The sequence below is a fragment of the Mycobacterium angelicum genome (assembly GCF_002086155.1).
In the GTDB taxonomy this organism is placed as follows: domain Bacteria; phylum Actinomycetota; class Actinomycetes; order Mycobacteriales; family Mycobacteriaceae; genus Mycobacterium; species Mycobacterium angelicum.
In genome coordinates this window covers 28,793-49,890 of record NZ_MVHE01000028.1, presented here as the reverse complement: position 1 = coordinate 49,890, position 21,098 = coordinate 28,793, and the positions used below count along the sequence as shown (strand labels likewise).

Sequence of the window (21,098 nt, the reverse complement as noted above, 5' to 3'; positions counted from 1 at the left end):
AGGAGCCACGTATGTCACTTCAGTACCGTGAGCTGGGGGACACCCGGTTCTGGGATGCGATATCGCCGGCGATATCGCGTTGAAAGTGGTCTATGGGGCCGCAGCGCTGACCGAACCTATGGGATTTAGAAGTGCTTTCGGCGACGCTCCTGCCCTTGTCGGTGAGTGCCATCCAAGAAGACCAAACCCAGGCTGGTGGGTCGTCGTACCGGCTGACATATACATCGGATATCTTCTGCAGCGATGCATCGAGGGGCTCTTGCCAAGCCCGCCAACGGCCGCCTTCTCCGGACATCGCGCCCAACACGACCAAACCTTCGCTTAGCAATGAGCGGATTACCGCTAGCGATTCGTTTTGTACTTCCTGGCGTGATGCGGACGGATTGTGTTGCCTCACATTCCAATCGACGGCATTAAGGTCAATGTAATCAACGAGACCGTCCAAGAGTAGTTCTTTGCGCACATTCTCGCGCGCCGCTGGGTTCATTTGATCGATCGCCTCCGTGACAGTTCCATCGCTGCCATGGTGCGTTCCAATCATTTCGAGGGTTTTCGTCTTTATTTCCAGCATCGCTGCGGATGGATTGTGTTGCGCGACTTGACGGTGAACCTGGTTAAGGCTCACAAAGTCTACGAAGCCGTCGAGGAGTACGTCCTCAGCTGCGTTGTCGCACATTCCAATCGACATTGTGGGCCACGGTGATCAGTCACACAGGTAATCCCTTTCCCTGAGTCGTTGCTCCACATCCTTCGCTACCTGCCTGCCGTATTCGGTACTGAGCGCGAGTTCTTCGCCCTTGTCCGTGAGGTTGAGCCAGGCGAACCACACCCAGCCCGGTCTGTCGTCATGGTGCGTTACATAGGCGTCGTAGATCGCATTCATCGATTGATCGAGGGTTTCATCCCAGGCTACAAACTTGCCTCCCTCCCCGCGGTATCCGAGCTGAAATAGCCCGTCACTGACCATGGAGCGGATTACTTCCAAGGTTTCGTGTTGAACTTCCGACACGGACGCCGACCGATTCTGTTGTAGGACACGCCAGTTGATGAGACTGAGGTCTATCAAATCAACTAAGCCGTCGGCTAGAAGTTCTTCACGTACCCTCTCGCGAGCGTGGCTCATCTGGTCACGGCCTTGCTGTTCGAGCAGCTGTTTTCGTAATGCATCCGCCCGGAAGTCTGATGGGTGGCCAACCGTTTGATCCGTTAGTCACGTCGTCTCAATCTCCTTCGAATTCGGATAGGTCCGGCAATTCGTCCTTGCCCAGCACGGGCGGCCCATGGTGGGTATGGGGAAGATGAACCGGATGCGGAATCGATTCCGGAGGAACCGGCGCCAAGACAGCTGGAGGTGGCTTCACTATTGCCGGTGGAGGGGGGCGCATGGGCGCTTTGACCGGCGGACGTTCGACGGGTGCTTGAGGCGGCGCGTCAGGTGTTGCTCCTCTCGCAGGGACCGGCTCTCCCAGTGGTTTGGGAATGTTCAGTTCACCACCCCTGGCTGCATTGACGTGAAGCCGAAATTTCGCACCATCTGGAAGACTAACGTCCAAAGTCGTGCTCCACTTGTTGCTCTCACCTAGGCCGACGGTGGTTCCGTCCGGAAGTTGACGGAGAATGCCCTTTCCCCCTCGATAGGGATTTGAGGGCGTGTAGTCCGACGCGTTGCGGCTAATCCACTCCCAAAATTGACGGAGTTGCTCTTCATTCCGAACCTCTAGGAAGTCCGGTCGCGTGCCTTGCGGCAGGTCTTTGATCGCATCCCGGATGTCCTGGGCCGTCGGCCCGGGTGTCGGCTCAGGAGATTGCTTCCAATCGACGAGCTGGACGCCCCAGTGCCGAGTCGGCGCTGGTCCTTCTAGAGCTGGCAAGTCGTCGAAGCTGATACTGGCAATCGCAGCGAGCGCAGTGCTGATTCTGCCGGCGACTTCCTGATCAAGTCCGACCAGTTGTGCAGCGCGCTGGCGGATGTCACTTGAGTACGTTTCCGCCTGAACCTGCCGTGCCGCTCGTTGAAAGGTGGTACCGCCGGTAGAGCGACCGATGACCGAAAGGTCTTCTGCCACAAAGAATCCCGCAGCATGCGCGCCTTCAACGGCGTATCGAAGACGTGATCGAGCAGCCTGCAGGTCGGATGCGCCGATGCGTGCAACTTTTGCCGCATGCTGCAACTGATCGTCTAGACCGCTGACCTTTAGCCTGTCGGCGCGCGTCCGGGCTTGTAATTGCTCGGCGGCCACTCCCTCCGAGTCGACCGAGACCGAGTCTTGCCAGACCCCATCGAAAGTCTCGTACCATCGCTTGCCTGCGGCTACCCAAGAGCCGGCCGCGTCGATGAGATGCTCGGTGGGCCAGTCGAGCAGGTCCGTGCGTGTCGGAAAAATGGTTATGCCCGCTTCACGCGAGCGAGCATGCTCGCCGAGCCACGTTCATTGGCGATAAAGCCCGTATTGGCCGCCGCGACTCGCATAGCGCCGGTGCGCAGGCGTGCCTGAGTGCCCCAGCGGCGGCCGCAATGTCGGCATTGCCCGCGCTCACCGCGGCGGCGCTCGCCTGACAGGGCAGTCCGACGTCACCAGCCGCCGAAACGGTCAGTTCCCCGGCCAAGGCGTCCCAACGACTGGCCATCGCACGCAAAGCATCGGCACCGACCCGCAGCGACATGCGGGGGCAGCCTAGCCGCGCAACCGTAGCACGCAACTCACCCGGACCAGGCCGTCTTACTAGACCAGCGCAAGCCCGATACGCTGGGGGAATGACTGTGCAAGCACCGACGCTTCCCGACCTGCGTCAACAGGTGCACGACGCCGCGCGCCGCGCGCGGATCGCCGCCCGCCACCTGGCCACGTTGCCTACCACCGTCAAAGACCGCGCGCTGCACGCCGCCGCCGATCAACTACTGGCCCACGCCGACCAAATCCTGTCCGCCAACACCGAAGACCTCAACGCGGCCAAAGCGGCCGACACACCGTCGGCAATGCTCGATCGACTCGCGCTCAACCCCCAGCGCATCGACGGCATCGCCGCCGGCCTGCGCCAAGTCGCGGGGCTACCCGATCCGGTCGGGGAGGTGCTGCGCGGCTACACCCTGCCCAACGGCCTTCAGCTTCGCCAGCAGCGAGTCCCGCTCGGCGTGGTCGGCATGATCTATGAGGGCCGTCCCAACGTCACCGTCGACGCTTTCGGCCTCACCCTGAAGTCCGGAAACGCCGCACTGTTACGTGGCAGCTCGTCGGCCGCACACTCCAACCAAGCGCTCGTCACCGTCTTGCGCGATGCGCTGACCAGCCAAGACCTGCCGGCCGACGCGGTGCAGCTACTCTCTGCGGCCGACCGGTCCACCGTCACCCACCTGATCCAGGCCCGCGGGCTGGTCGACGTGGTGATTCCGCGCGGCGGCGCCGGCCTGATCAATGCCGTAGTGCGCGACGCACAAGTGCCCACCATCGAGACCGGCGTGGGCAACTGCCACGTATTCGTTCACGAAGCCGCCGATCTGGACGTGGCCGAACGCATTCTGCTGAACTCCAAGACGCGGCGGCCCAGCGTCTGCAATGCCGCCGAGACCCTGCTGGTCGATGCCAAGATCGCCGAACACGCGATGCCGCGGCTACTGAACGCCCTGCAGGACGCCGGCGTCACCTTGCACCTGGAGCCGGATGATGACGAGCTGCGCCGGGAATACCTGGCGTTGGATATCGCGGTGGCGGTGGTCGACGGCGTCGACGGCGCCATCGCGCACATCAACGAGTACGGCACCGGCCACACCGAGGCCATCGTGACCACCGATCTGGCTGCGGCCCAACGGTTTACCCAACAGGTCGATGCGGCCGCGGTGATGGTCAATGCCTCCACGGCGTTCACCGACGGCGAGCAGTTCGGTTTCGGCGCCGAGATCGGCATCTCCACCCAGAAGCTGCATGCCCGCGGGCCGATGGGCCTGCCCGAATTGACCTCGACCAAGTGGATCGTGTGGGGGGACGGCCACACCCGCCCGGCCTGACTTTCCCTTTCTAAGGAGTGCTCCTGATGAGCGTGCCCGCACGGCCAGTGCCGCTGTTCGCCGATATCCCGGATGTCTCGCGAAAGCTGTCCGAAACCGGTTACCTGCCCGACACCGCCACCGCGACGGCAGTATTTCTGGCCGACCGGCTGGGTAAGCCGCTGCTGGTCGAAGGCCCCGCCGGCGTCGGCAAGACCGAGCTGGCCCGTGCCGTCGCGCAGGCCACCGGCTCCGGCCTGGTCCGGCTGCAATGCTACGAGGGCGTCGACGAGGCGCGTGCCCTCTACGAGTGGAACCACGCCAAACAGATCCTGCGCATCCAGGCCGGCTCCGGAGACTGGGATGCCACTAAAGACGACGTGTTCAGCGAGGAGTTCCTGCTGGAACGACCCTTACTTACCGCGATCCGGCGCGACGAGCCGACGGTGCTGCTCATCGACGAGACCGACAAGGCCGACATCGAGATCGAGGGCCTGTTGCTCGAGGTGCTCTCCGACTTCGCGGTGACCGTCCCCGAACTGGGCACCCTGACCGCGACCCGGGCTCCGTTCGTCGTGCTCACCTCCAATGCCACTCGCGAGCTGTCCGAGGCGCTCAAGCGACGCTGCCTTTTCCTGCATATCGACTTCCCCACCCCCGAGCTGGAGCGTCGAATCCTGTTGTCGCGAGTGCCCGAACTGCCCGAGCACCTTGCCGAGGAGCTGGTCCGCATCATCGGCGTGCTGCGCGGGATGCAGCTCAAGAAGGTGCCGTCGATCGCCGAAACCATCGACTGGGGACGCACGCTGCTCGCGCTGGGCCTGGACACCATTGACGACGCGGTGGTTGCCGCCACCCTCGGCGTGGTCCTCAAACACCAATCCGATCAGCAGCGCGCGACCGGCGAACTGAGACTGAATTAATATGGCCACCCGCCGCATCCGACCCACCCGGCCGCTCGCCCCGCACGGGCTGCCCGGCCATTTGGTGGGATTCGTGGAAGCCCTTCGCGGCAGCGGGATTTCGGTGGGCCCGTCGGAGACGGTGGACGCCGGACGGGTGATGGCCACGCTGGGCCTGGACGACCGGGAGATCCTGCGTGAGGGCATCGCATGTGCGGTGCTGCGCCGGCCCGAACACCGCGAAACCTACGACGCCATGTTCGACCTGTGGTTTCCCGCGGCGTTGGGCGCCAGGGCGGTGGTCACAGAAGGAGAGGCCGACACCGATTCCGGCGCATTGCCGCCCGACGATGTCGAGGCAATGCGGCAGATGCTGCTCGATCTGCTTACCGACAACCCGGATCTCGCGGACATGGACGAGCGGCTGGTGGCCATGATCGCCCGGATCGTAGAGGCCTACGGCAAATACAATTCCAGCCGGGGCCCGTCGTTCTCGTCGTATCAGGCGCTCAAGGCGATGGCGCTGGACGAACTGGAAGGCAAGCTGCTGGCCGGCCTGCTCGCTCCCTACGGCGACGAGCCCACTCCCACCCAAGAGCAAATCGCCAAAGCGCTTGCCGCACAACGAATTACGCAACTACGCAAGATGGTCGATGCCGAGACCAAACGGCGCACCGCCGAGCAACTCGGTCGTGAACACGTCCAGATGTATGGCATCCCACAGCTTTCCGAGAACGTGGAGTTCTTGCGCGCCTCCGGGGAACAGCTGCGCCAGATGCGGCGAGTGGTCGCCCCGCTGGCGCGAACGCTGGCCACCCGGCTGGCGGCCCGTCGTCGTCGCGCCCGCGCCGGGTCGATCGACTTGCGCAAGACGTTGCGCAAGTCGATGTCCACCGGCGGCGTACCCATCGACGTGGTATTGCGCAAACCGCGCCCCGCCCGTCCGGAACTGGTGGTGCTGTGCGACGTGTCCGGTTCGGTTGCCGGCTTCAGCCACTTCACTTTGCTGCTGGTGCATGCGCTGCGCCAACAGTTTTCGCGTGTCCGGGTGTTCGCCTTCATCGACACCACCGATGAGGTGACGCACATGTTCGGGCCCGAGGCCGATCTGGCCGTGGCGATCCAGCGGATCACCCGCGAGGCCGGCGTCTACAACCGCGATGGCCACTCCGACTACGGCAACGCATTCGTCTCGTTCACGCAGTCCTTCCCGAACGTGCTCTCACCGCGCAGCTCGCTGCTGGTGCTCGGCGACGGCCGGACCAACTATCGCAACCCCGAGGTGGACGTGCTGGACGACATGGTCAACGCCAGCCGGCACGCGCACTGGCTCAACCCGGAGCCCAAGCATTTGTGGGGAAGCGGCGACTCGGCGGTGCCGCGCTACCAAGACGTGATCGCGATGCACGAATGCCGGTCCGCCAAACAACTGGCGACGGTGATCGATCAGCTGCTGCCGGTTTAACGCGTCTTCTGGAACACCAGCCAGCGCAGCTCGACGGGACTGAGCTCACGCTCGACGGGGAAAAGATCCGTGCCGCTGACCCAGCCCTCGTACCAGCTGGTAGGCGGCCACGCGCCCTCGGGCAGGTTCGCTTTCTCGTAGTCGTATACCGAGTCGTCGGCAACGAGTTCGAGGTGCAGCCCCGCCGCCGCGGCGGCCATCTCCGGGCGGGTGAAAAAGCTGGTGTACACCTGCTGGCCGAATTCCCGCGCGGCCTGATCAGGTACGTAGTCGCCGCTCGCGATAAAGGCGCTGAACACCAGGCGCCCCCCGGGCGCCAGGCAATTGGCGGCGATCTCGAAGACACCGCGCAACTGCTGCGTCGTGCGGAAGTCGGATACCACCTCCGACAGCGTGATCAGCTGGTAGTCCTGGCGCAGGTCGTCCATGGTCGCGAAGACATCACGCACGATGACACGCACGGCGAGGCCCTCGCGCTGGGCCTCGGTGCGGATCATCTCGGCGAACTTCGGCGTCATCTCCACCACGTCGACCGGGTGCCCGCGCCGGGCCAGGGGCAGCGCGTTGCGTCCGGTGCCGGCCCCGATTTCCAGCACCCGATGCGCCCTCGGTTCGAATGCTTCGTTGGCCAGCGCCCAGATGCGGGCGTCGGGTTCGGTACCGAATAACGGCGGTTCGCGGGTGGCGATCCAGTTTTCGTAGGCCTCCGCCAAACTCCACCACCGGGCGTTGACCTGGTAATGCAAGACGCCGCCGACGGGCGCGTTATACGAGATGACGACGCTGGACCGAGGCGATTTCGCGAAGGCTTCGGCCAGCTGACCCTCGAGCACCCCTCGCACATGAGCGAGTTCCTCGTCGGAGAACTTCCTGCCCAGAATGGCAAAGAGGTCGCCGCACATCTTCACGTATTCGTCGATCATGCCCGGTACGGCCGGCAACGAGATCTCACCGTTGACCACCGATCGGTGGTAGAACTGCCGGGTCATGGCCTCCTGAATCGGCTGCGTCGATTCCTCGGATGCGAGCGGCGAATTGTCCACAGACTTCTTCTACACGAAGGGCGGGCTGTCGGCGCTGCATTCAAGCAAGACGTTGGTATGTCTTTACGCGAGCTGAGCTGCATCGGGTGCTCAAGTAAGCTGGCAAACCGTGCAAAAGCACCTGCGCAGGCTCGGAGTGATGGGTGGGACGTTCGACCCCATCCATTACGGCCACCTGGTTGCCGCCAGCGAGGTGGCCGACCAGTTCGACCTCGATGAAGTCGTGTTCGTACCCAGCGGCCAGCCATGGCAGAAGGACCGCAATGTTTCCGCGGCCGAAGACCGGTATCTGATGACGGTGATCGCCACCGCCTCCAATCCCCGCTTCTCGGTGAGCCGGGTCGACATCGACCGCGCCGGGCCTACCTATACCAAGGACACGCTGCGCGACCTACATGCCCGCAACCCGGACGCGCAGCTGTACTTCATCACCGGCGCCGACGCGCTGGAGTCGATTCTGACCTGGCAGGGCTGGGAGGAGATGTTCGACCTGGCGCGGTTCATCGGCGTCAGCCGGCCCGGTTACGAGCTACGCCGCGACCACATCACCGGCGCCCTGGGCGAACTTGCCGAAAGCGCGCTGACCCTGGTCGAGATCCCGGCACTGGCGATCTCGTCGACCGACTGCCGGCTGCGCGCCGAACAGCGCCGCCCGCTGTGGTACCTGATGCCCGACGGTGTGGTGCAATACGTCTCCAAACGCCGGCTCTACCGCACACCGCCAGCCGAAAGTGCCCGTTCCACAACGATTCTGCCCGCGGGGAACAACGTATGACCGCCAACCAGGAAGCCATCGACATGGCCACGGTTGCCGCCGAAGCCGCGGCCGCCAAGCTCGCCAACGACGTGGTGGTCATCGACGTCTCCGGGCAACTGGTCATCACCGACTGCTTCGTCATCGCCTCGGCGTCCAACGAGCGGCAGGTCAACGCGATCGTCGACGAGGTGGAGGAAAAGATGCGCCGGGCCGGCTACAAGCCGGCTCGCCGCGAGGGCGCCCGCGAAGGCCGCTGGACGCTGTTGGACTACCGCGACATCGTGGTGCACATCCAGCACCAGGACGACCGCAACTTCTACGCCCTTGACCGGCTGTGGAGCGACTGCCCGGTGGTGCCGGTAGACCTGTCGGGAAGCGCGTCATGACGATGCGCCGGCTGGTGATGTTGCGACACGGGCAAACCGACTACAACCTCGGCAGCCGGATGCAGGGCCAGTTGGACACCCAGCTGAGCGACTTGGGCCGAGCCCAGGCAGTCGCCGCAGCCGAGGTGTTGGGCAAACTTCAGCCACTGCTGATCGTGTCGTCGGATCTGCGGCGTGCCTATGACACGGCGATCAAGCTGGGGGAGCGGACCGGGCTGGGAGTCCGGGTGGACAAGCGGTTGCGCGAGACCCACCTCGGCGACTGGCAGGACCTGACGCACGCCGACATCGACGCCGAGTCCCCGGGCGCCCGGCTGGCGTGGCGCGAGGATGCGACCTGGGCGCCGCACGGCGGGGAAAGCAGAGTGGACGTGGCCGCCCGCAGCCTGCCGGTGGTGACCGAGTTGGTGTCCGGTGAACCGGAATGGGGTGACGCCGCTCAGCCGGAGCGGCCGGTGGTGCTGGTGGCCCATGGCGGCCTGATCGCCGCGCTATCGGTCGCGCTGCTGAAGCTGCCGGTGGCCAATTGGCCGATTTTGGGCGGTATGGGCAACTGCAGCTGGGTGCAGTTGAGCGGTCACTCGGAACCGAACGCCGACTTCGATTCGATCCGGTGGCGCCTGGATGTGTGGAACGCTTCGGCGCAGGTCTCCAACGATGTCCTCTGAGCCTGCTGCCATTTCGAAGCCGACACTGCTCGTCTTCGCCGACTCGCTGGCCTACTATGGGCCCACCGGCGGACTGCCCGCCGACGACCCGCGTATCTGGCCCAATATCGTTGCCTCGCAATTGGATTGGGACTTGGAGCTGGTGGGTCGCATCGGTTGGACCTGCCGGGATGTCTGGTGGGCGGCCACTCAGGACCCGCGGTCCTGGGCGGCGCTACCGAAAGCCGGCGCGGTGGTCTTCGCTACCAGCGGCATGGATTCGCTGCCGTCGGTGTTGCCGACGGCACTGCGCGAGCTCATCCGTTACGTGCGGCCACCGTGGCTGCGGCGCTGGGTCCGCGACGGCTACGGGTGGGTTCAGCCGCGGCTGTCGCCGATCGCCCGGCCCGCGTTGCCGCCGCGTTTGACCGCCGAATACCTCGAACAGACCCGCGGTGCAATCGATTTCAATCGTCCGGGCATCCCCATCGTGGCGTCCCTGCCGTCGGTGCATATCGCTGAGACGTATGGCAAGGCCCACCACGGCAGAGAGGGCACCGTCACGGCTATCACGGAATGGGCTGAGCGCCATGATATTCCGCTGGTCGACCTCAAAGCGGCTGTGGCCGAACAGGTTATGAGCGGCCAAGGCAACCCGGACGGTATCCACTGGAATTTCGAGGCTCATCAGGCCGTCGCGGAACTGATGCTCAAGGCACTGGCCGAAGCCGGCGTGCCGACCGAGAAACCGCGCTCGTGATCGTTGTCGTGACCGACTCGTCGGCCCGGTTGCCGGTCGAGTTGCGCGACAGGTGGGGGATCCGCGAAGTTCCGCTGCACATCCTGCTCGACGGCGCTGACCTGCGCGACGGCGTGGATGAGATCCCCGACGACATCTACAAGTGTCATGCAACGACGGCGGCTGCCACACCCGCCGAATTGGCCGACGCCTACCAGCGTGCGCTGGCCGACAGCGACGGTGACGGTGTGGTGGCGGTGCACCTTTCGTCGGCGCTATCGGGCACCTTCGGCAACGCCGAACGCACTGCCGCCGACCTTGACCCGGCCATCCGGGTGGTCGATTCGAAGTCGTCGGCGATGGGCACCGGCTTCATCGCGCTGGCTGCCGCGCGTGCCGCGGCCGACGGCGCCGATCTGGACACCGCCGCGAACGCCGCGGGTGCCGCGGTGAGCCGCACGCATGCGTTTATCGTCGTCCACCGATTGGACAACCTGCGCCGCAGCGGCCGCATCGGCGGGCCGAAAGCATGGTTGGGCACCGCGCTCTCGCTCAAGCCGCTGCTGCGTGTCGACGACGGCAAACTCGTTCTGGCGCAACGGGTTCGTACCGTCAAGCATGCGACGGCGGCGATGCTCGACCAGGTCTGCGAGGTGGTGGGTGATTGTCCCGCCGCGCTGGCGGTGCATCACGTTGCCAACCCGGAGGGTGCCCATGATGTGGCCGCCGCGCTGGCAGAGCGGCTACCGGCGTGCGAGGCGGCGTTCGGCAAGGCAATCGTCAACCCGTTGGGGCCGGTACTGGCACTGCACGTGGGTGCCGGCGCTGTCGCGGTCTGCCTGCAATTAGCCGAGCAGGGCGCCGATTAGGTGGTCAACGTGTCGAAGACCGTGGTACCGACCGGGGTGTCGTTCCAGATGTAGATGGGTCCGACCGAGAACGGATAGTTCCCGGTGTTGAACACGTTGCCCGAAGCCACGACCACCGGCGAGTGCGCCGCGGTAACCGTCTGCGAATACAGCTTCACACCGTTGATCGTGTAGACCGTGATGGTCGTTCCCTCGGGCAGGTGATTGCCGACGGCAATGCCCGGCACCAGCGACTGTGGGATGCTTCCGGAGGCACCACCGGAATCGATGTATGCCTGCACGGTTTGCACCGGCTGATTGTTGATCTGTACCTGCACGACTGTGCCTGGCGCGCCATTGAGCGGGACATGCGTCGGCAGCGAATTGGGACCGAACTCGACCAGGCCGCGAGGCATGTTCAGCAGCACGCCCTGATTCATGTTGGTGGGCAATGCCGCGTTCGTGGGGGTGGAGAACGGAAACCCGTTGTTGGGGCCCACACCCAGATAGGCGGGTAGCGACGAAAGCGCCACAGGATGGGACGGGTCTCCCAAATATGCCGCGTTCGCCACGCCGACGGTGGTCGGGCCGGTGACGATTCCGTTCCCGAAATTCACTGTCGTCTGGAATGTTTGGTAATTGACGAACAGCCGGCCCGAGCTGCCCAGGCCGTAGCTGACGCTCCCGGTCCCGGTGGGCGTACCAAGGGATGCCAGATTCACGTATTGCGGCGGAACCACCAGACCCGTGGCGCCGGAGTCGACGATGACGGGCGAACTCGGCCCGCCACCGATCGAGATGTTGAGGATCGGGTTGCCGAATTGATCTATGTAGATGAGCGTTTGGTTCGGCGAAAGCAGAGTACTGAGGCCCGGTGCCCCGGTTTGTCCCCACAGCAACCCCGCATGGCCGCCGGCGCCGCCGATACCGCCGGGTCCGCTGGCCCCCCCGGTGCCGCCGTCGCCGATCAGGATCGCGGACCCGCCGACCCCCCCGGGTGCTCCGCCATAGACGCTCTTGCCGCCGGTGCCGCCGTTGCCCCACAACAATCCGCCGGCCCCGCCGGCACCCCCGGCGACTCCGGCGCGAGTGCTGGTGCCGCCGGTGCCGCCGTTGCCGAACAGCCACCCGCCGGCGCCGCCGGGCGTCCCGATGCCTTGCGCGTTGGTGTAGCCGTCGGCCCCGTCACCGAACAGCGGACGGCCGGTCAGTTCCCGGAAGGGGTTGTTGACCGCGTCGACTCCGAATGGGATCAACTGCCCGATGTTGGCTAGCTCGGCGCCCAGATAGGACTTCACGGCGAACGCGAGATTGCTGGTGAACTCCTCATAGGAGGCCGCGACTTGACCGGCCACAGCTTGATATTGCTGGCCGTGCTCGGTGAACAGCTTGGCGATCGCCACCGAAATCTCGTCGAGACTGGCGGCCTCCAGCGCCGTGGTAGGGATGGCGGCGGCGGTATTCACCGACCTCATCGATGCGCCGACGTTCTCCAAATCCGTTGTGGCCGAGGTGAAATAGTCTGGATTCACCAGCAGAACCGACATGTCAGCCCCCTCCCGTCAATCAGCGGTCACCCCAACCAGCCGCGGATGTTGACAGTGTAGTAAAGAAACTGTGCGGAGCAAGCGCTCCGATCAGACTGCTGCTGGCGCCCCGACCCTTCGTACGTTGTCTTCGCCACGCGGATGCACCACCTGCGGCCACCAGAACCAGCGGCCCAGCAATGTGGCGATCGACGGCATCAGCAGCGTGCGCACGATCAAGGTGTCGAGCAGCAGACCGATGCAGACGGTGGACCCGAACTGGCCCAGCACCCGCAGCTCGCTGCCCAGCATGGAGGCCATGGTGAAGGCGAACACCAGGCCCGCGGCCGTCACCACCCCACCGGTGCCGGCCATCGACCGGATGATTCCCGTCTTGAGTCCGGCGTGGATCTCCTCTTTGAACCGGGACACCAGCAGCAGGTTGTAGTCCGAACCGACGGCCAACAGGATGATGACCGACAGCGCCATCACGATCCAGTGGATCTTGATGCCGAACAGGTCCTGCCAGATCAGCACCGACAGACCGAACGACGCGGCGATCGAACTGGCCGCGGTGCCGACGATCACCAGCGCCGCGACCACGCTTCGAGTCAGCAGCAGCATGATCATGAAGATCAGGGTCAGTGCCGATACCACCGCGATCATCAGGTCATATTTGGCGCCGTCGTGCATGTCTTTGAAGGTGGCGGCGGTACCCCCGAGATAGATCTTGGCGTCGGACAGCGAGGACTGCTTCAGCCCCTCCTGTGCGGCGGTTCGCTCGGCGTCGACCCGCGAAATCCCTTCCGGCGTCATGGGATCGCCCTGGTGGGTGATGAAGAAGCGAGCAGATTTGCCGTCGGGCGAGAGGAACATTCGCAGGCCGGTCTGGAAGTCGGGGTTGTCGAACGCCTCGGGCGGCAGGTAGAAGAAGTCGTCGTTCTTGGATGCGTCGAAACTCTGCCCCATGACGATGGCCGTGTCGCTCATCGACTCCATCTGGTTGAGCATCGCCAGGAAGGTGGCGTGCATCGTCAGCGTGAGGTTCTTGGTCGTCTGCATCGTCGCGATCATCGGCGGGATCAGGGTCAGCATCTCGTGGGTGGCCGAGGCGGTGCGCCCGATGTCGGTGGAGAGCTCGTGGAACTTCTCGGCGAGCTGGTCAAACCCGTCGAGCGAGTCGAACAGCGACCGGAACGACCAGCACATCGGAATATCGAAGCAATGCTTCTCCCAGTAGAACATGCTGCGGATCGGCCGCCAGAAATCGTCGAAATCCGCGATGTGGTTACGCAATTCGTCGGTAATGGCCGAGGTTTCCGCGGTGGTTCGTGCGCTGTCGTCGGCGGCACGCGAAAGGTCTTGCGTCACTTGATACATGCGCTGCATGGTCTCGATCATGAACTGCATCTGGTCGGCCATCTTGAGGATGTCGTTCATGCGATGCTTCAGGAAGGCCATGTTCTGCATCGTCGTCTGGCTTTGCATGCTGTTCTGGAACGGTATCGAGCTGTGCTGGATGGGAATTCCCAGCGGCCGGGTGATGTCCTGAATCATCGCGATGCCGACGACGCGAAGCACGTTCTTGGCGACTTTGTCCAGCACCAGCATGTCGGCCGGGTTGCGCATATCGTGGTCGGCGTCGACCATCAGCATGTCCGGATTCATCCGGGCCTGGGAGAAGTGCCGGTCGGCGGCCGCCTGCCCGACGTTGGATGGGGCTGAGGTGGGCAGGTAGTAGCGGTCGTTGTAACTGGTCACATAGCCAGGCAGAGCGATCATGCCGATGAGCACGATAGCGGAGCTGAGCGCCAGAATCGGTGCGGGCCAACGCACTACGGCGGTACCGACTCGCCGCCACAGTTGCCCCTTGGCCGACCGCTTGCGTTCGAAAAGCCCGAACTTGCTGCCGGCGAAGATGACGGCCGGGCCCAGCGTGAGCCCGGCCAGCACGACCACCAGCATGCCGATCGCCACCGGCGCGCCCATGGTGTTGAACCAGGGCAGCCGCGAGAAGCTCAGGCAGTACGTCGCCCCGGCGATCGTCAGGCCGGACCCCAGCACCACCGGCGCCACCCCACGAAACGTGGTGTAGTACGCCGTTTCTCGATCCTCGCCGGCTTGCAGTGCCTCTTGATAGCGGCCCACCAGGAAGATGCCGTAGTCGGTTCCGGCGGCGATCGCGAGCATCGTGAGGATGTTCGCGGCGAACGTGGTGAGCCCGAATACGTTGTGGTAGCCCAGAACTGCCACGATTCCGCGCGACGAGGCCAGCGCGATGCCCGTCATGAACAGCTGCACCAGCGTGGTGACGCTGGAGCGGTACACCAGCAGCAACATGACCGCGATGGCGCCCAAAGTGAACATGGTGATCTTGGCCAGGCTGGCGTTTCCGATGATGTGCATGTCGTCGGAAAGTGCTGCCGGACCGGTGACATAGGCCTTCACCCCGGGGGGTGCCTGGTTGCGTTCGATCACCTTGCGAACGGCTTCAACGGATTCGTTGGCCAGCGTCGTGCCCTGATTGCCGGCCAGGTTCAACATCACATAAGCACCCTTGGCGTCTGCGCTCTGCGCGCCGGCAGCGGTGAGCCGGTCCCCCCAGAAGTCCTGGATGTGCTGGATGTGCTTGGGGTCCTGACGTAGTTGGCGAATCAGGTTGTCGTAGTAGCGATGTGCATCGTCGCCCAGGGACTGCTGACCTTCCAGCACGATCATCACCGTGCTGTTGGAATCGAATTCTCGGAAGTTGTGGCCCAGCAGCATCATCGCCTTCATCGACGGCGCATCCAGCGGCGTCATCGGCGCCGCATGCTCCTCGCTGACCACTTCCAGCCGCGGCACGATGGCGTTCACGACGACGGTGAGCAGCACCCAGCCCAGGATGATCGGTACCGCGAACAACCGGATCATGTGCGGGATGACCGGGCGGTGTCCGTGCTCGGGTTGGGCTTCGGCGCTGCCCGGGGTGATCGGCCCGCTGTCGGCCGTGTCTTCGGCGCTGACGTGGCTCTTGCTGTTCAGGTCGCTCATGCTGACTTCACCAGGCAGAAGGTCTGGGCGTTGACGCCGTCGGCGTTTTTTTGTTCGCGTACCACCCCGTCCACGGTGATACGGCAGCTGATCTGGCTACCGTCGCCTTGGGCCATGATGTTGGCGCTCACCGAGGGCAGCGTGGTCGAAATCGTGAACGACCACGGCAGTGGGGCCGCGTTGACCTGGTGGGTGTTGGCGTTCTCGTCCCAATAGTTGATGTTCGCGGTGGTCCCGGGCGGCCCGGAAACGTCGTAGCGGACGACCTTCGGATTGAATTGCACGATCTCGATTCCGGCGCCGGCGTTTGCGTTGAGGTCCTGGGAGCCGAAGATCTTGTGCAGCCGCGACACCACCAGGCCGGAGACCGCGAGCACGACCACCAGCACCAGTGGTATCCAGGCCCGCTTCATCCCGCGGGTAATAGCCGATCTCATCGATGTCACAGCCACCGCCTCTCCGAGTTCCCGGGCACCGATGTTCGGTTGTAACGCCCCATCGGGGAGCTTGCTTCCAGCGCCGTCGCGAGGAAAACGACAGAATATTTGCTCGGCTAAGTATCCTAACTCTTAGTGCACGTAAGCGTTCTCCGGGGGGCGCGCACCTAGTCAGTGGTGGTCGTCGGCACGTCGACCCTGCGGATTTGCAGACAATGTGCGAGTAGGGGTCTGCGAAATTGCAGGCTCGGCGTACTCCTGAGCCAACCTAACCCGCTATCCGGCCGGTGACCGGCGGCAGATCGGCGAGTGTGGCGATCCCCGGCTTGGCGGCCACCACCGCCGGGACCGCATTGGTGACGGGCATCGCGGTGTAGATCATGCCCAGGCCCATGAACCCGGGCTCGGTCCAATCCTTGGGCGGCAGACAATGCAACACGGTGCGCATGTTGGGCAGACCGAAGATCTGTATGACGTGACCATGTTCCAGCGGTTTCGGCGGGACCACGTGATCGCCCATGACCCAGTTGAATCCGACGCTGACGACGTTGCGGTCGCCTGCCCAGCCGCGGTGATAGCCGTAGACGCTGCCCACGGTTCCGGCCGGGATCGTCATGAACCCAAGGTCGGTGTCGGCGGTGGCGGCGGTGAAGCTGACGTCGAACGTCATCCGATCCAGCTTTGCGCCGATGGCGTCGGCCATCATCGCCGCCGACTCGGCAAAGACCTCACTTTCGCGCCGCACGCTTTCGGACAATCCCGGGGTATCGGGGTCCTGCGAGAAGCCCATCGCCTTTTGGGTTTCCGCCGATTCGTACGTCGAGCAGTCGACCGACTCGGTGATGCGGATCTCGTCGACCCGCTCACAAGAGGCGCTGAGCACCATGCCGACCATGTTGGTCATCCCGGGGTGCGCGCCGCTGCCGAAGATGGTCGATTGGCCGCGTTCGCACGCTTCGGCGATGCGCTGGCGATCTTGCGGCGTCTGCTTGCCGCCGGTGATCCAGGCCGCGCTGGTGCACACATTGACACCCGACTCCAGCAAGCGCACCAGCTCATCGATGTTGGGCCACAACGGGTTATAGCAACATGCATCGGCTCTCAATGCCAATAGGGCGTCGATGTCGTCGGTGGCGCTTATCCCGGTTGGTTCCGGCCAGCCCGCCAGATCGGCCGCGTCCACACCGACCTTGTCCGCCCCGTGCGCGTACACGCCGACGAGTTCGAAGTCGGGCCGGCCGATGATGGCGTGCAGCGATCGTCGCCCGATATTTCCGGTGGTCCACTGGATCACCTTCAGTGGGCGGTCTGGGCTGGTTGTGCTCATCAAGACTCCTTTGCCGGGGACGGGAGCCATTATCGCCGCAATATTCGGATGCACATAGGTGCGGGTGTGTGCCACAGTCGGTTCCCGTGACGGTGACTGTGGGTAGTCCGGCCGAGGGCGACTGGCCGGCAATGTATTTTCTGGCCGGGGCCAGCTTCACCGACTTCATCGGCCCCGAGTCGGCCGAGGCGATGCGCACACTGGTGCCCGCCGACGGCGCGGTAGTGGTCCGTGACGGTCCAGATGTGGTCGGGATGGCGCTCTATATGGACCTGCGGCTAACGGTGCCGGGCGGTGCTGTGCTGCCGACGGCCGGGCTGAGCTTCGTCGCGGTGGCGCCGACGCACCGCCGCCGCGGTGTGCTGCGCGCGATGTGTGCCGAATTGCATTGCCGGATGGCCAGTTCTGGTTACCCGCTGGCCGCGTTGCATGCCAGCGAGGGTGGCATATACGGGCGCTTCGGCTATGGGCCGGCCACGGTGGTGCAGGAGCTGACGATCGACCGGCGTTTCGCCGTATTCCACCCCGATGCATCGCAGGGCGGACGGGTCCGGCTGGTCCGCCCGGATGACTGCCGCGCAGAGCTGGAGGAGATCTACGAGCGCTGGCGCACGCAGGTCCCCGGTGGGCTGCTGCGTCCGAAGGTGCTCTGGGACGGTCTGCTGACCGAGCGGCAGCCCGGCGAGCGCGAGACTTTTGCGCTACTGCATCCCGACGGCTACGCGCTGTACCGGGTGGACCGTACCGATGCCAAGCTGGCCCGCGTCGGCGAACTCAGGGCGCTCACCGCCGGCGCACATGGCGCGCTGTGGCGGGCGCTGCTCGGGCTGGACTCGATGGAGCGCGTCAGCGTCCTCAGCCACCCGCAGGACCCGGTGCCGTTTCTGCTCACCGACACCCGGTTGGCCCGCACTACGTGGCGCCAGGACGGGCTGTGGTTGCGCCTCATGGACATACCGGCCGCGCTCGAGGCGCGCGGTTATGCCGGGGAATTGGCGGTCGTGCTGGAAGTGTCCGGCGCCGGCCGATACACGCTGGAGATCCGGGACGGGCGGGCGCGGTGTGCCCCGACCCAAGCCGCGGCGGACGTCGAGCTGGGTCTGGATGTCCTGGGCAGTCTCTACCTGGGCGTGCATCCGGCGTCGACGCTGGCCGCGGCAAACCGCTTGCGCGCCAAGGATTCCGGACAGGTGCGGAGGTTGGATTACGCCTTTGCCGCCGAGGTTCCCGCGCAGACCGCGTTCGAGTTCTGAGGTCAGTCGCTGATATCGAATCCGGAGATGACCTTGGTGGGACGCACCCGGACCACGACTTCGCCGGGAACGGCGTTGCGACGGCCGAACTCATCGGCACGCTCGGCTCCCATGTAGCGGGCGCCCGTTCGGGTTGCGACGTCCAGCACGCTCTGCGGGTCTTCGATCACCGTTGCCACGCCCTGCACCTGAACGAAGGAATAGGGCGGGTGCGGGTCGTCGACACAGATCACCACTCGCGAATCACGTTGCACCGCACGGCCTTTAGGTGTATCGCGGTGAGTCGTGAAGACCAGTTCGCCGTTCTCGACCACGAACCACACCGGAGTGGCCAGTGGCCGACCATCCGAGGCCACGAAACCGAACATCCCGGTGCGGGTCCCCTCGGAGAGGAATGCGACTTCCTTGGTGGACAGTTCGGCCATTGTGGTTAGAGCCTGGCCAGCTCGTAGTCGGCGATGTGGTCGATGAGGACCTGCAGGTGGTCGTGCGTGGACCCCAGCGTGTGCTCGATCGCGGTCAGCCGGGCCAGGTAGTGGCCCACCGGGTATTCGGCCGTCATGCCGATGCCACCGTGCAGCTGAACCGCCTCCTGCCCGATGTGCCGTCCCGAGCGGCCGATTTGCAATTTGGCGCGCGAGGCGATCACCGGATCGAAGTTGCCGTCGGCGATCGACATCGCGGCGTACAGGCTCATGCTGCGGGCCAGCTCCAGCGACACGTACATGTCGGCGGCGCGCTGCGTAAGCGCCTGAAACTTGTTGAGCGTGACGCCGAACTGCTTGCGTGTCTTGAGGTAATCGGTAGTGAGCCTCAAGGCTTCTTCCATGGCGCCCAGCGCCTCGGAGCACAACGCCGACTGAATCCGGATGAGGGCATTGCCGATGGCGGCGGATGCGTCGACCGCATCGCCCAGCGGTTCGGCGGGCGCTTCGTTCAGCTCGATCTGCGCGCCGCGCTGGTTGTCGAAGGTGCGGTAGGCAGTTCGGCTTACGGCATGGCCGGCCTCGGAGCCGTCGACCAGGAACAAGCCGGTGCCGCCGTCGGGCAACGCCGCGCTGACAACCAGGGTGTCGGCGCTGTCACCGGCGAGCACCGGGTTCTTGTGCCCGCTGACGGTCCACGAATCACCTTGCCGCACAGCCTTGGTCGCTGCCTGCGCGGACGGCTTGCGCCGGCCCGGTTCCAGGTGCGCGAACGCCAGGAGACGTTGGCCGGCGGCCACTTCGTCGAGCAGCTCGTGCTGCGCGTCGGTACCCAGTTCGGCGACGAGCCCCCCGGGTGCCAGCGCGGCGTGCACGACGGGTTCGGGCGCCAACCGTCGACCGACTTCGGTGAGCACCACCATGACCTCGATCTGGCCGGACTCGTCGGGGTCGAACCCGAGGCCCAGGATGCCGATGTCGGCGAGCTGACTCCAGACCTCGCGGCTCCAGCCGAGTTCGGTGTCGATCACCTTGTTGCGGCTCTCCGCGTCGTAGCTGCGGGCGAGCACGTCGCGGGTGGTGTCGCGAAGCAGGGCCTGTTCTTGGCTCAACTGAAAGTCCATGTCTGCCTCACAATCCGAGAATGGTGGACGCGATGATGTTGCGCTGCACCTCGTTGCTGCCGCCGTAGATCGAGGTCTTGCGGTAGTTGAGGTAGTGCGGCGCACTGGTTTGCGCCCATTCCTGTGATGCGATCTGGCTCGCATCGACGGGCAGCGCATCGGGTCCGGCCACCTCGACAAGCAACTCGGTGGCGATCTGCTGCAGTTGGCTGCCACGCAACTTGAGGACCGAGGACGCCGGGTTGGGCTTACCGCCCGACGAGCCGGAAACAACCCGTGCCTGGGTGAGTTCCAGTGCCAGCACTTCGTTTTCGGCTTCGGCCAGCCGCGCCGCGAACAGCGGATCGTCGAGCAACCCGTTGGCTGCGGCGTGCCGTTTCACTTCGGCGAGACGGACTTTGGTTCGGCCCACCTGGGCGATGCCGGTGCGTTCGTTGCCCAGCAGGAACTTCGCGTACGTCCAGCCCTGATTCTCTTCTCCGACAAGCTGATCCGCGGGCACCCGGACATCGGAGAAGAACACCTCGTTGACTTCGACGCCGCCGTCGATCGTCTTGATCGGCCGCAGCGTGATGCCCGGCGTCTTCATGTCCATCAGCAGAAACGAGATGCCCGCCTGCCGCTTGGGTGCCTGCGGGTCGGTGCGCACCAAACAGAAGATCCAGTCCGCGTACTGGCCCAGTGTGGTCCAGGTCTTCTGACCGTTGACGACGTAACTGTCGCCGTCGCGCACCGCCGCAGTGCGCAGCGAGGCGAGGTCGGAGCCGGCTTCGGGCTCGGAGAAGCCTTGGCACCACCAGATGTCCATGCTGGCCGTCGGCGGCAGGAAACGCTGTTTGATTTCCTGGGATCCGAATTCGGCGATGACGGGGCCCACCATTTTGGTGTTGAAGTTCAGCGGCTCGGGGACGCTGGCCAATTGCATCTCGTCGTTCCAGATCTGGTGCTGGGTGGGAGTCCAGTCTTTGCCGCCCCATTCGACCGGCCAGTTCGGCACGGCGAGCCCGTTTTCGTGCAGGATCTTGTGGTTGGCGATGATCTGGTCGCGGGTCAACGACTCGCCCTGACGAACCCGCTCGCGGATTTCGGCGGGGATCTGCGTGGTGAAAAAGGTGCGAAGCTCGTCGCGGAAGTCGGCTTCGTCGGATGTCAGCGCCAGCTTCATTGGCAGCCTCCTTCGTCAGGCGGTCCTGCCTTTGCACGT

Annotated in this window: 20 protein-coding genes; 9 read left to right on the top strand and 11 right to left on the bottom strand. The window is 64.6% G+C overall.

Annotated features, from left to right (window positions below; genetic code table 11):
* Positions 1–19: 19 nt before the first annotated feature.
* The 3 genes from BST12_RS33490 to BST12_RS30955 all read right to left on the bottom strand — a co-directional run bounded on the left by BST12_RS33490 (position 20) and on the right by BST12_RS30955 (position 2,240).
* The gene (locus BST12_RS33490; RefSeq protein ID WP_245850374.1) at positions 20–688 is read right to left on the bottom strand and encodes a hypothetical protein; all 669 of its coding nucleotides are present in this window, start codon (positions 686–688) and stop codon (positions 20–22) included.
* 15 nt (positions 689–703) lie between these two features.
* Positions 704–1,123 carry a hypothetical protein gene (locus BST12_RS33485; protein ID WP_245850372.1) on the bottom strand — a complete coding sequence of 140 codons (420 nt, stop codon included), beginning with the start codon at positions 1,121–1,123 and terminating at the stop codon, positions 704–706.
* 97 nt (positions 1,124–1,220) lie between these two features.
* Positions 1,221–2,240, bottom strand: coding sequence for a hypothetical protein (locus tag BST12_RS30955; RefSeq protein WP_139801729.1), 1,020 nt, complete (start codon positions 2,238–2,240; stop codon positions 1,221–1,223).
* 515 nt (positions 2,241–2,755) lie between these two features.
* On the opposite strand from BST12_RS30955, the gene BST12_RS17060 reads away from it, so the two are divergent.
* The 3 genes from BST12_RS17060 to BST12_RS17050 are packed head-to-tail and all read left to right on the top strand — an operon-like array spanning position 2,756 to position 6,349.
* Complete coding sequence (locus BST12_RS17060) at positions 2,756–4,003, top strand: glutamate-5-semialdehyde dehydrogenase (RefSeq protein ID WP_083114309.1); 1,248 nt, start codon at positions 2,756–2,758, stop codon at positions 4,001–4,003.
* Between the two features lie 26 nt (positions 4,004–4,029).
* Positions 4,030–4,905: an AAA family ATPase gene (locus BST12_RS17055; protein WP_083114308.1), complete on the top strand. Its 876-nt coding sequence runs from the start codon at positions 4,030–4,032 to the stop codon at positions 4,903–4,905.
* Position 4,906: 1 nt separating this feature from the next.
* Positions 4,907–6,349, top strand: coding sequence for a vWA domain-containing protein (locus BST12_RS17050; protein WP_083114307.1), 1,443 nt, complete (start codon positions 4,907–4,909; stop codon positions 6,347–6,349).
* Here BST12_RS17050 and BST12_RS17045 read toward each other — a convergent pair.
* Positions 6,346–7,392, bottom strand: a complete 1,047-nt coding sequence (locus tag BST12_RS17045; protein WP_083114306.1) for a class I SAM-dependent methyltransferase — start codon at positions 7,390–7,392, stop codon at positions 6,346–6,348. The two genes, BST12_RS17050 and BST12_RS17045, sit on opposite strands and share 4 nt — an antisense overlap.
* Before the next feature lie 121 nt (positions 7,393–7,513).
* Here BST12_RS17045 and nadD point away from each other — a divergent pair, with 121 nt between their 5' ends.
* The 5 genes from nadD to BST12_RS17020 are packed head-to-tail and all read left to right on the top strand — an operon-like array spanning position 7,514 to position 10,790.
* The gene (gene nadD, locus BST12_RS17040; protein WP_264062897.1) at positions 7,514–8,167 is read left to right on the top strand and encodes a nicotinate-nucleotide adenylyltransferase; all 654 of its coding nucleotides are present in this window, start codon (positions 7,514–7,516) and stop codon (positions 8,165–8,167) included.
* Positions 8,164–8,535 carry a ribosome silencing factor gene (gene rsfS, locus BST12_RS17035; protein ID WP_083114304.1) on the top strand — a complete coding sequence of 124 codons (372 nt, stop codon included), beginning with the start codon at positions 8,164–8,166 and terminating at the stop codon, positions 8,533–8,535. Before nadD ends, rsfS begins: the two co-directional genes overlap by 4 nt.
* Complete coding sequence (gpgP, locus tag BST12_RS17030) at positions 8,532–9,203, top strand: glucosyl-3-phosphoglycerate phosphatase (protein WP_083114303.1); 672 nt, start codon at positions 8,532–8,534, stop codon at positions 9,201–9,203. Before rsfS ends, gpgP begins: the two co-directional genes overlap by 4 nt.
* Positions 9,193–9,942, top strand: coding sequence for a diglucosylglycerate octanoyltransferase (gene octT, locus BST12_RS17025; RefSeq protein WP_083114302.1), 750 nt, complete (start codon positions 9,193–9,195; stop codon positions 9,940–9,942). Before gpgP ends, octT begins: the two co-directional genes overlap by 11 nt.
* Positions 9,939–10,790 (top strand): DegV family protein, encoded by an 852-nt coding sequence (locus tag BST12_RS17020; RefSeq protein WP_083114301.1) that lies wholly within the window; start codon positions 9,939–9,941, stop codon positions 10,788–10,790. Before octT ends, BST12_RS17020 begins: the two co-directional genes overlap by 4 nt.
* Here BST12_RS17020 and BST12_RS34285 read toward each other — a convergent pair.
* The 4 genes from BST12_RS34285 to BST12_RS17000 all read right to left on the bottom strand — a co-directional run bounded on the left by BST12_RS34285 (position 10,787) and on the right by BST12_RS17000 (position 17,092).
* Positions 10,787–12,316 (bottom strand): PecA family PE domain-processing aspartic protease, encoded by a 1,530-nt coding sequence (locus BST12_RS34285; protein WP_083114300.1) that lies wholly within the window; start codon positions 12,314–12,316, stop codon positions 10,787–10,789. The two genes, BST12_RS17020 and BST12_RS34285, sit on opposite strands and share 4 nt — an antisense overlap.
* A 90-nt stretch (positions 12,317–12,406) precedes the next feature.
* The gene (locus tag BST12_RS17010) at positions 12,407–15,328 is read right to left on the bottom strand and encodes an MMPL/RND family transporter (protein ID WP_083114299.1); all 2,922 of its coding nucleotides are present in this window, start codon (positions 15,326–15,328) and stop codon (positions 12,407–12,409) included.
* Complete coding sequence (locus tag BST12_RS17005) at positions 15,325–15,765, bottom strand: MmpS family transport accessory protein (protein WP_083114326.1); 441 nt, start codon at positions 15,763–15,765, stop codon at positions 15,325–15,327. The genes BST12_RS17010 and BST12_RS17005 overlap by 4 nt, the downstream gene beginning before the upstream one ends.
* A 268-nt stretch (positions 15,766–16,033) precedes the next feature.
* Positions 16,034–17,092, bottom strand: coding sequence for an NAD(P)H-dependent amine dehydrogenase family protein (locus BST12_RS17000; protein WP_083114325.1), 1,059 nt, complete (start codon positions 17,090–17,092; stop codon positions 16,034–16,036).
* An 86-nt stretch (positions 17,093–17,178) separates the two neighbouring features.
* Between BST12_RS17000 and BST12_RS16995 the strand changes: the two genes are divergently transcribed.
* On the top strand, positions 17,179–18,345 hold the full coding sequence (locus tag BST12_RS16995; protein WP_139801727.1) for a GNAT family N-acetyltransferase: 1,167 nt from the start codon (positions 17,179–17,181) through the stop codon (positions 18,343–18,345).
* 2 nt (positions 18,346–18,347) lie between these two features.
* Here BST12_RS16995 and BST12_RS16990 read toward each other — a convergent pair whose 3' ends face one another.
* Genes BST12_RS16990 through BST12_RS16980 form a run of 3 tightly spaced genes read right to left on the bottom strand, consistent with a single transcriptional unit; the run spans position 18,348 to position 21,059 of the window.
* Positions 18,348–18,770 carry a PPOX class F420-dependent oxidoreductase gene (locus BST12_RS16990; protein ID WP_083114297.1) on the bottom strand — a complete coding sequence of 141 codons (423 nt, stop codon included), beginning with the start codon at positions 18,768–18,770 and terminating at the stop codon, positions 18,348–18,350.
* A gap of 5 nt (positions 18,771–18,775) precedes the next feature.
* Entirely contained in the window at positions 18,776–19,894 is a 1,119-nt protein-coding gene (locus BST12_RS16985) for an acyl-CoA dehydrogenase family protein (RefSeq protein ID WP_083114296.1), read from the bottom strand.
* Between the two features lie 7 nt (positions 19,895–19,901).
* Positions 19,902–21,059, bottom strand: a complete 1,158-nt coding sequence (locus BST12_RS16980; RefSeq protein WP_083114295.1) for an acyl-CoA dehydrogenase family protein — start codon at positions 21,057–21,059, stop codon at positions 19,902–19,904.
* Positions 21,060–21,098 lie beyond the last annotated feature (39 nt).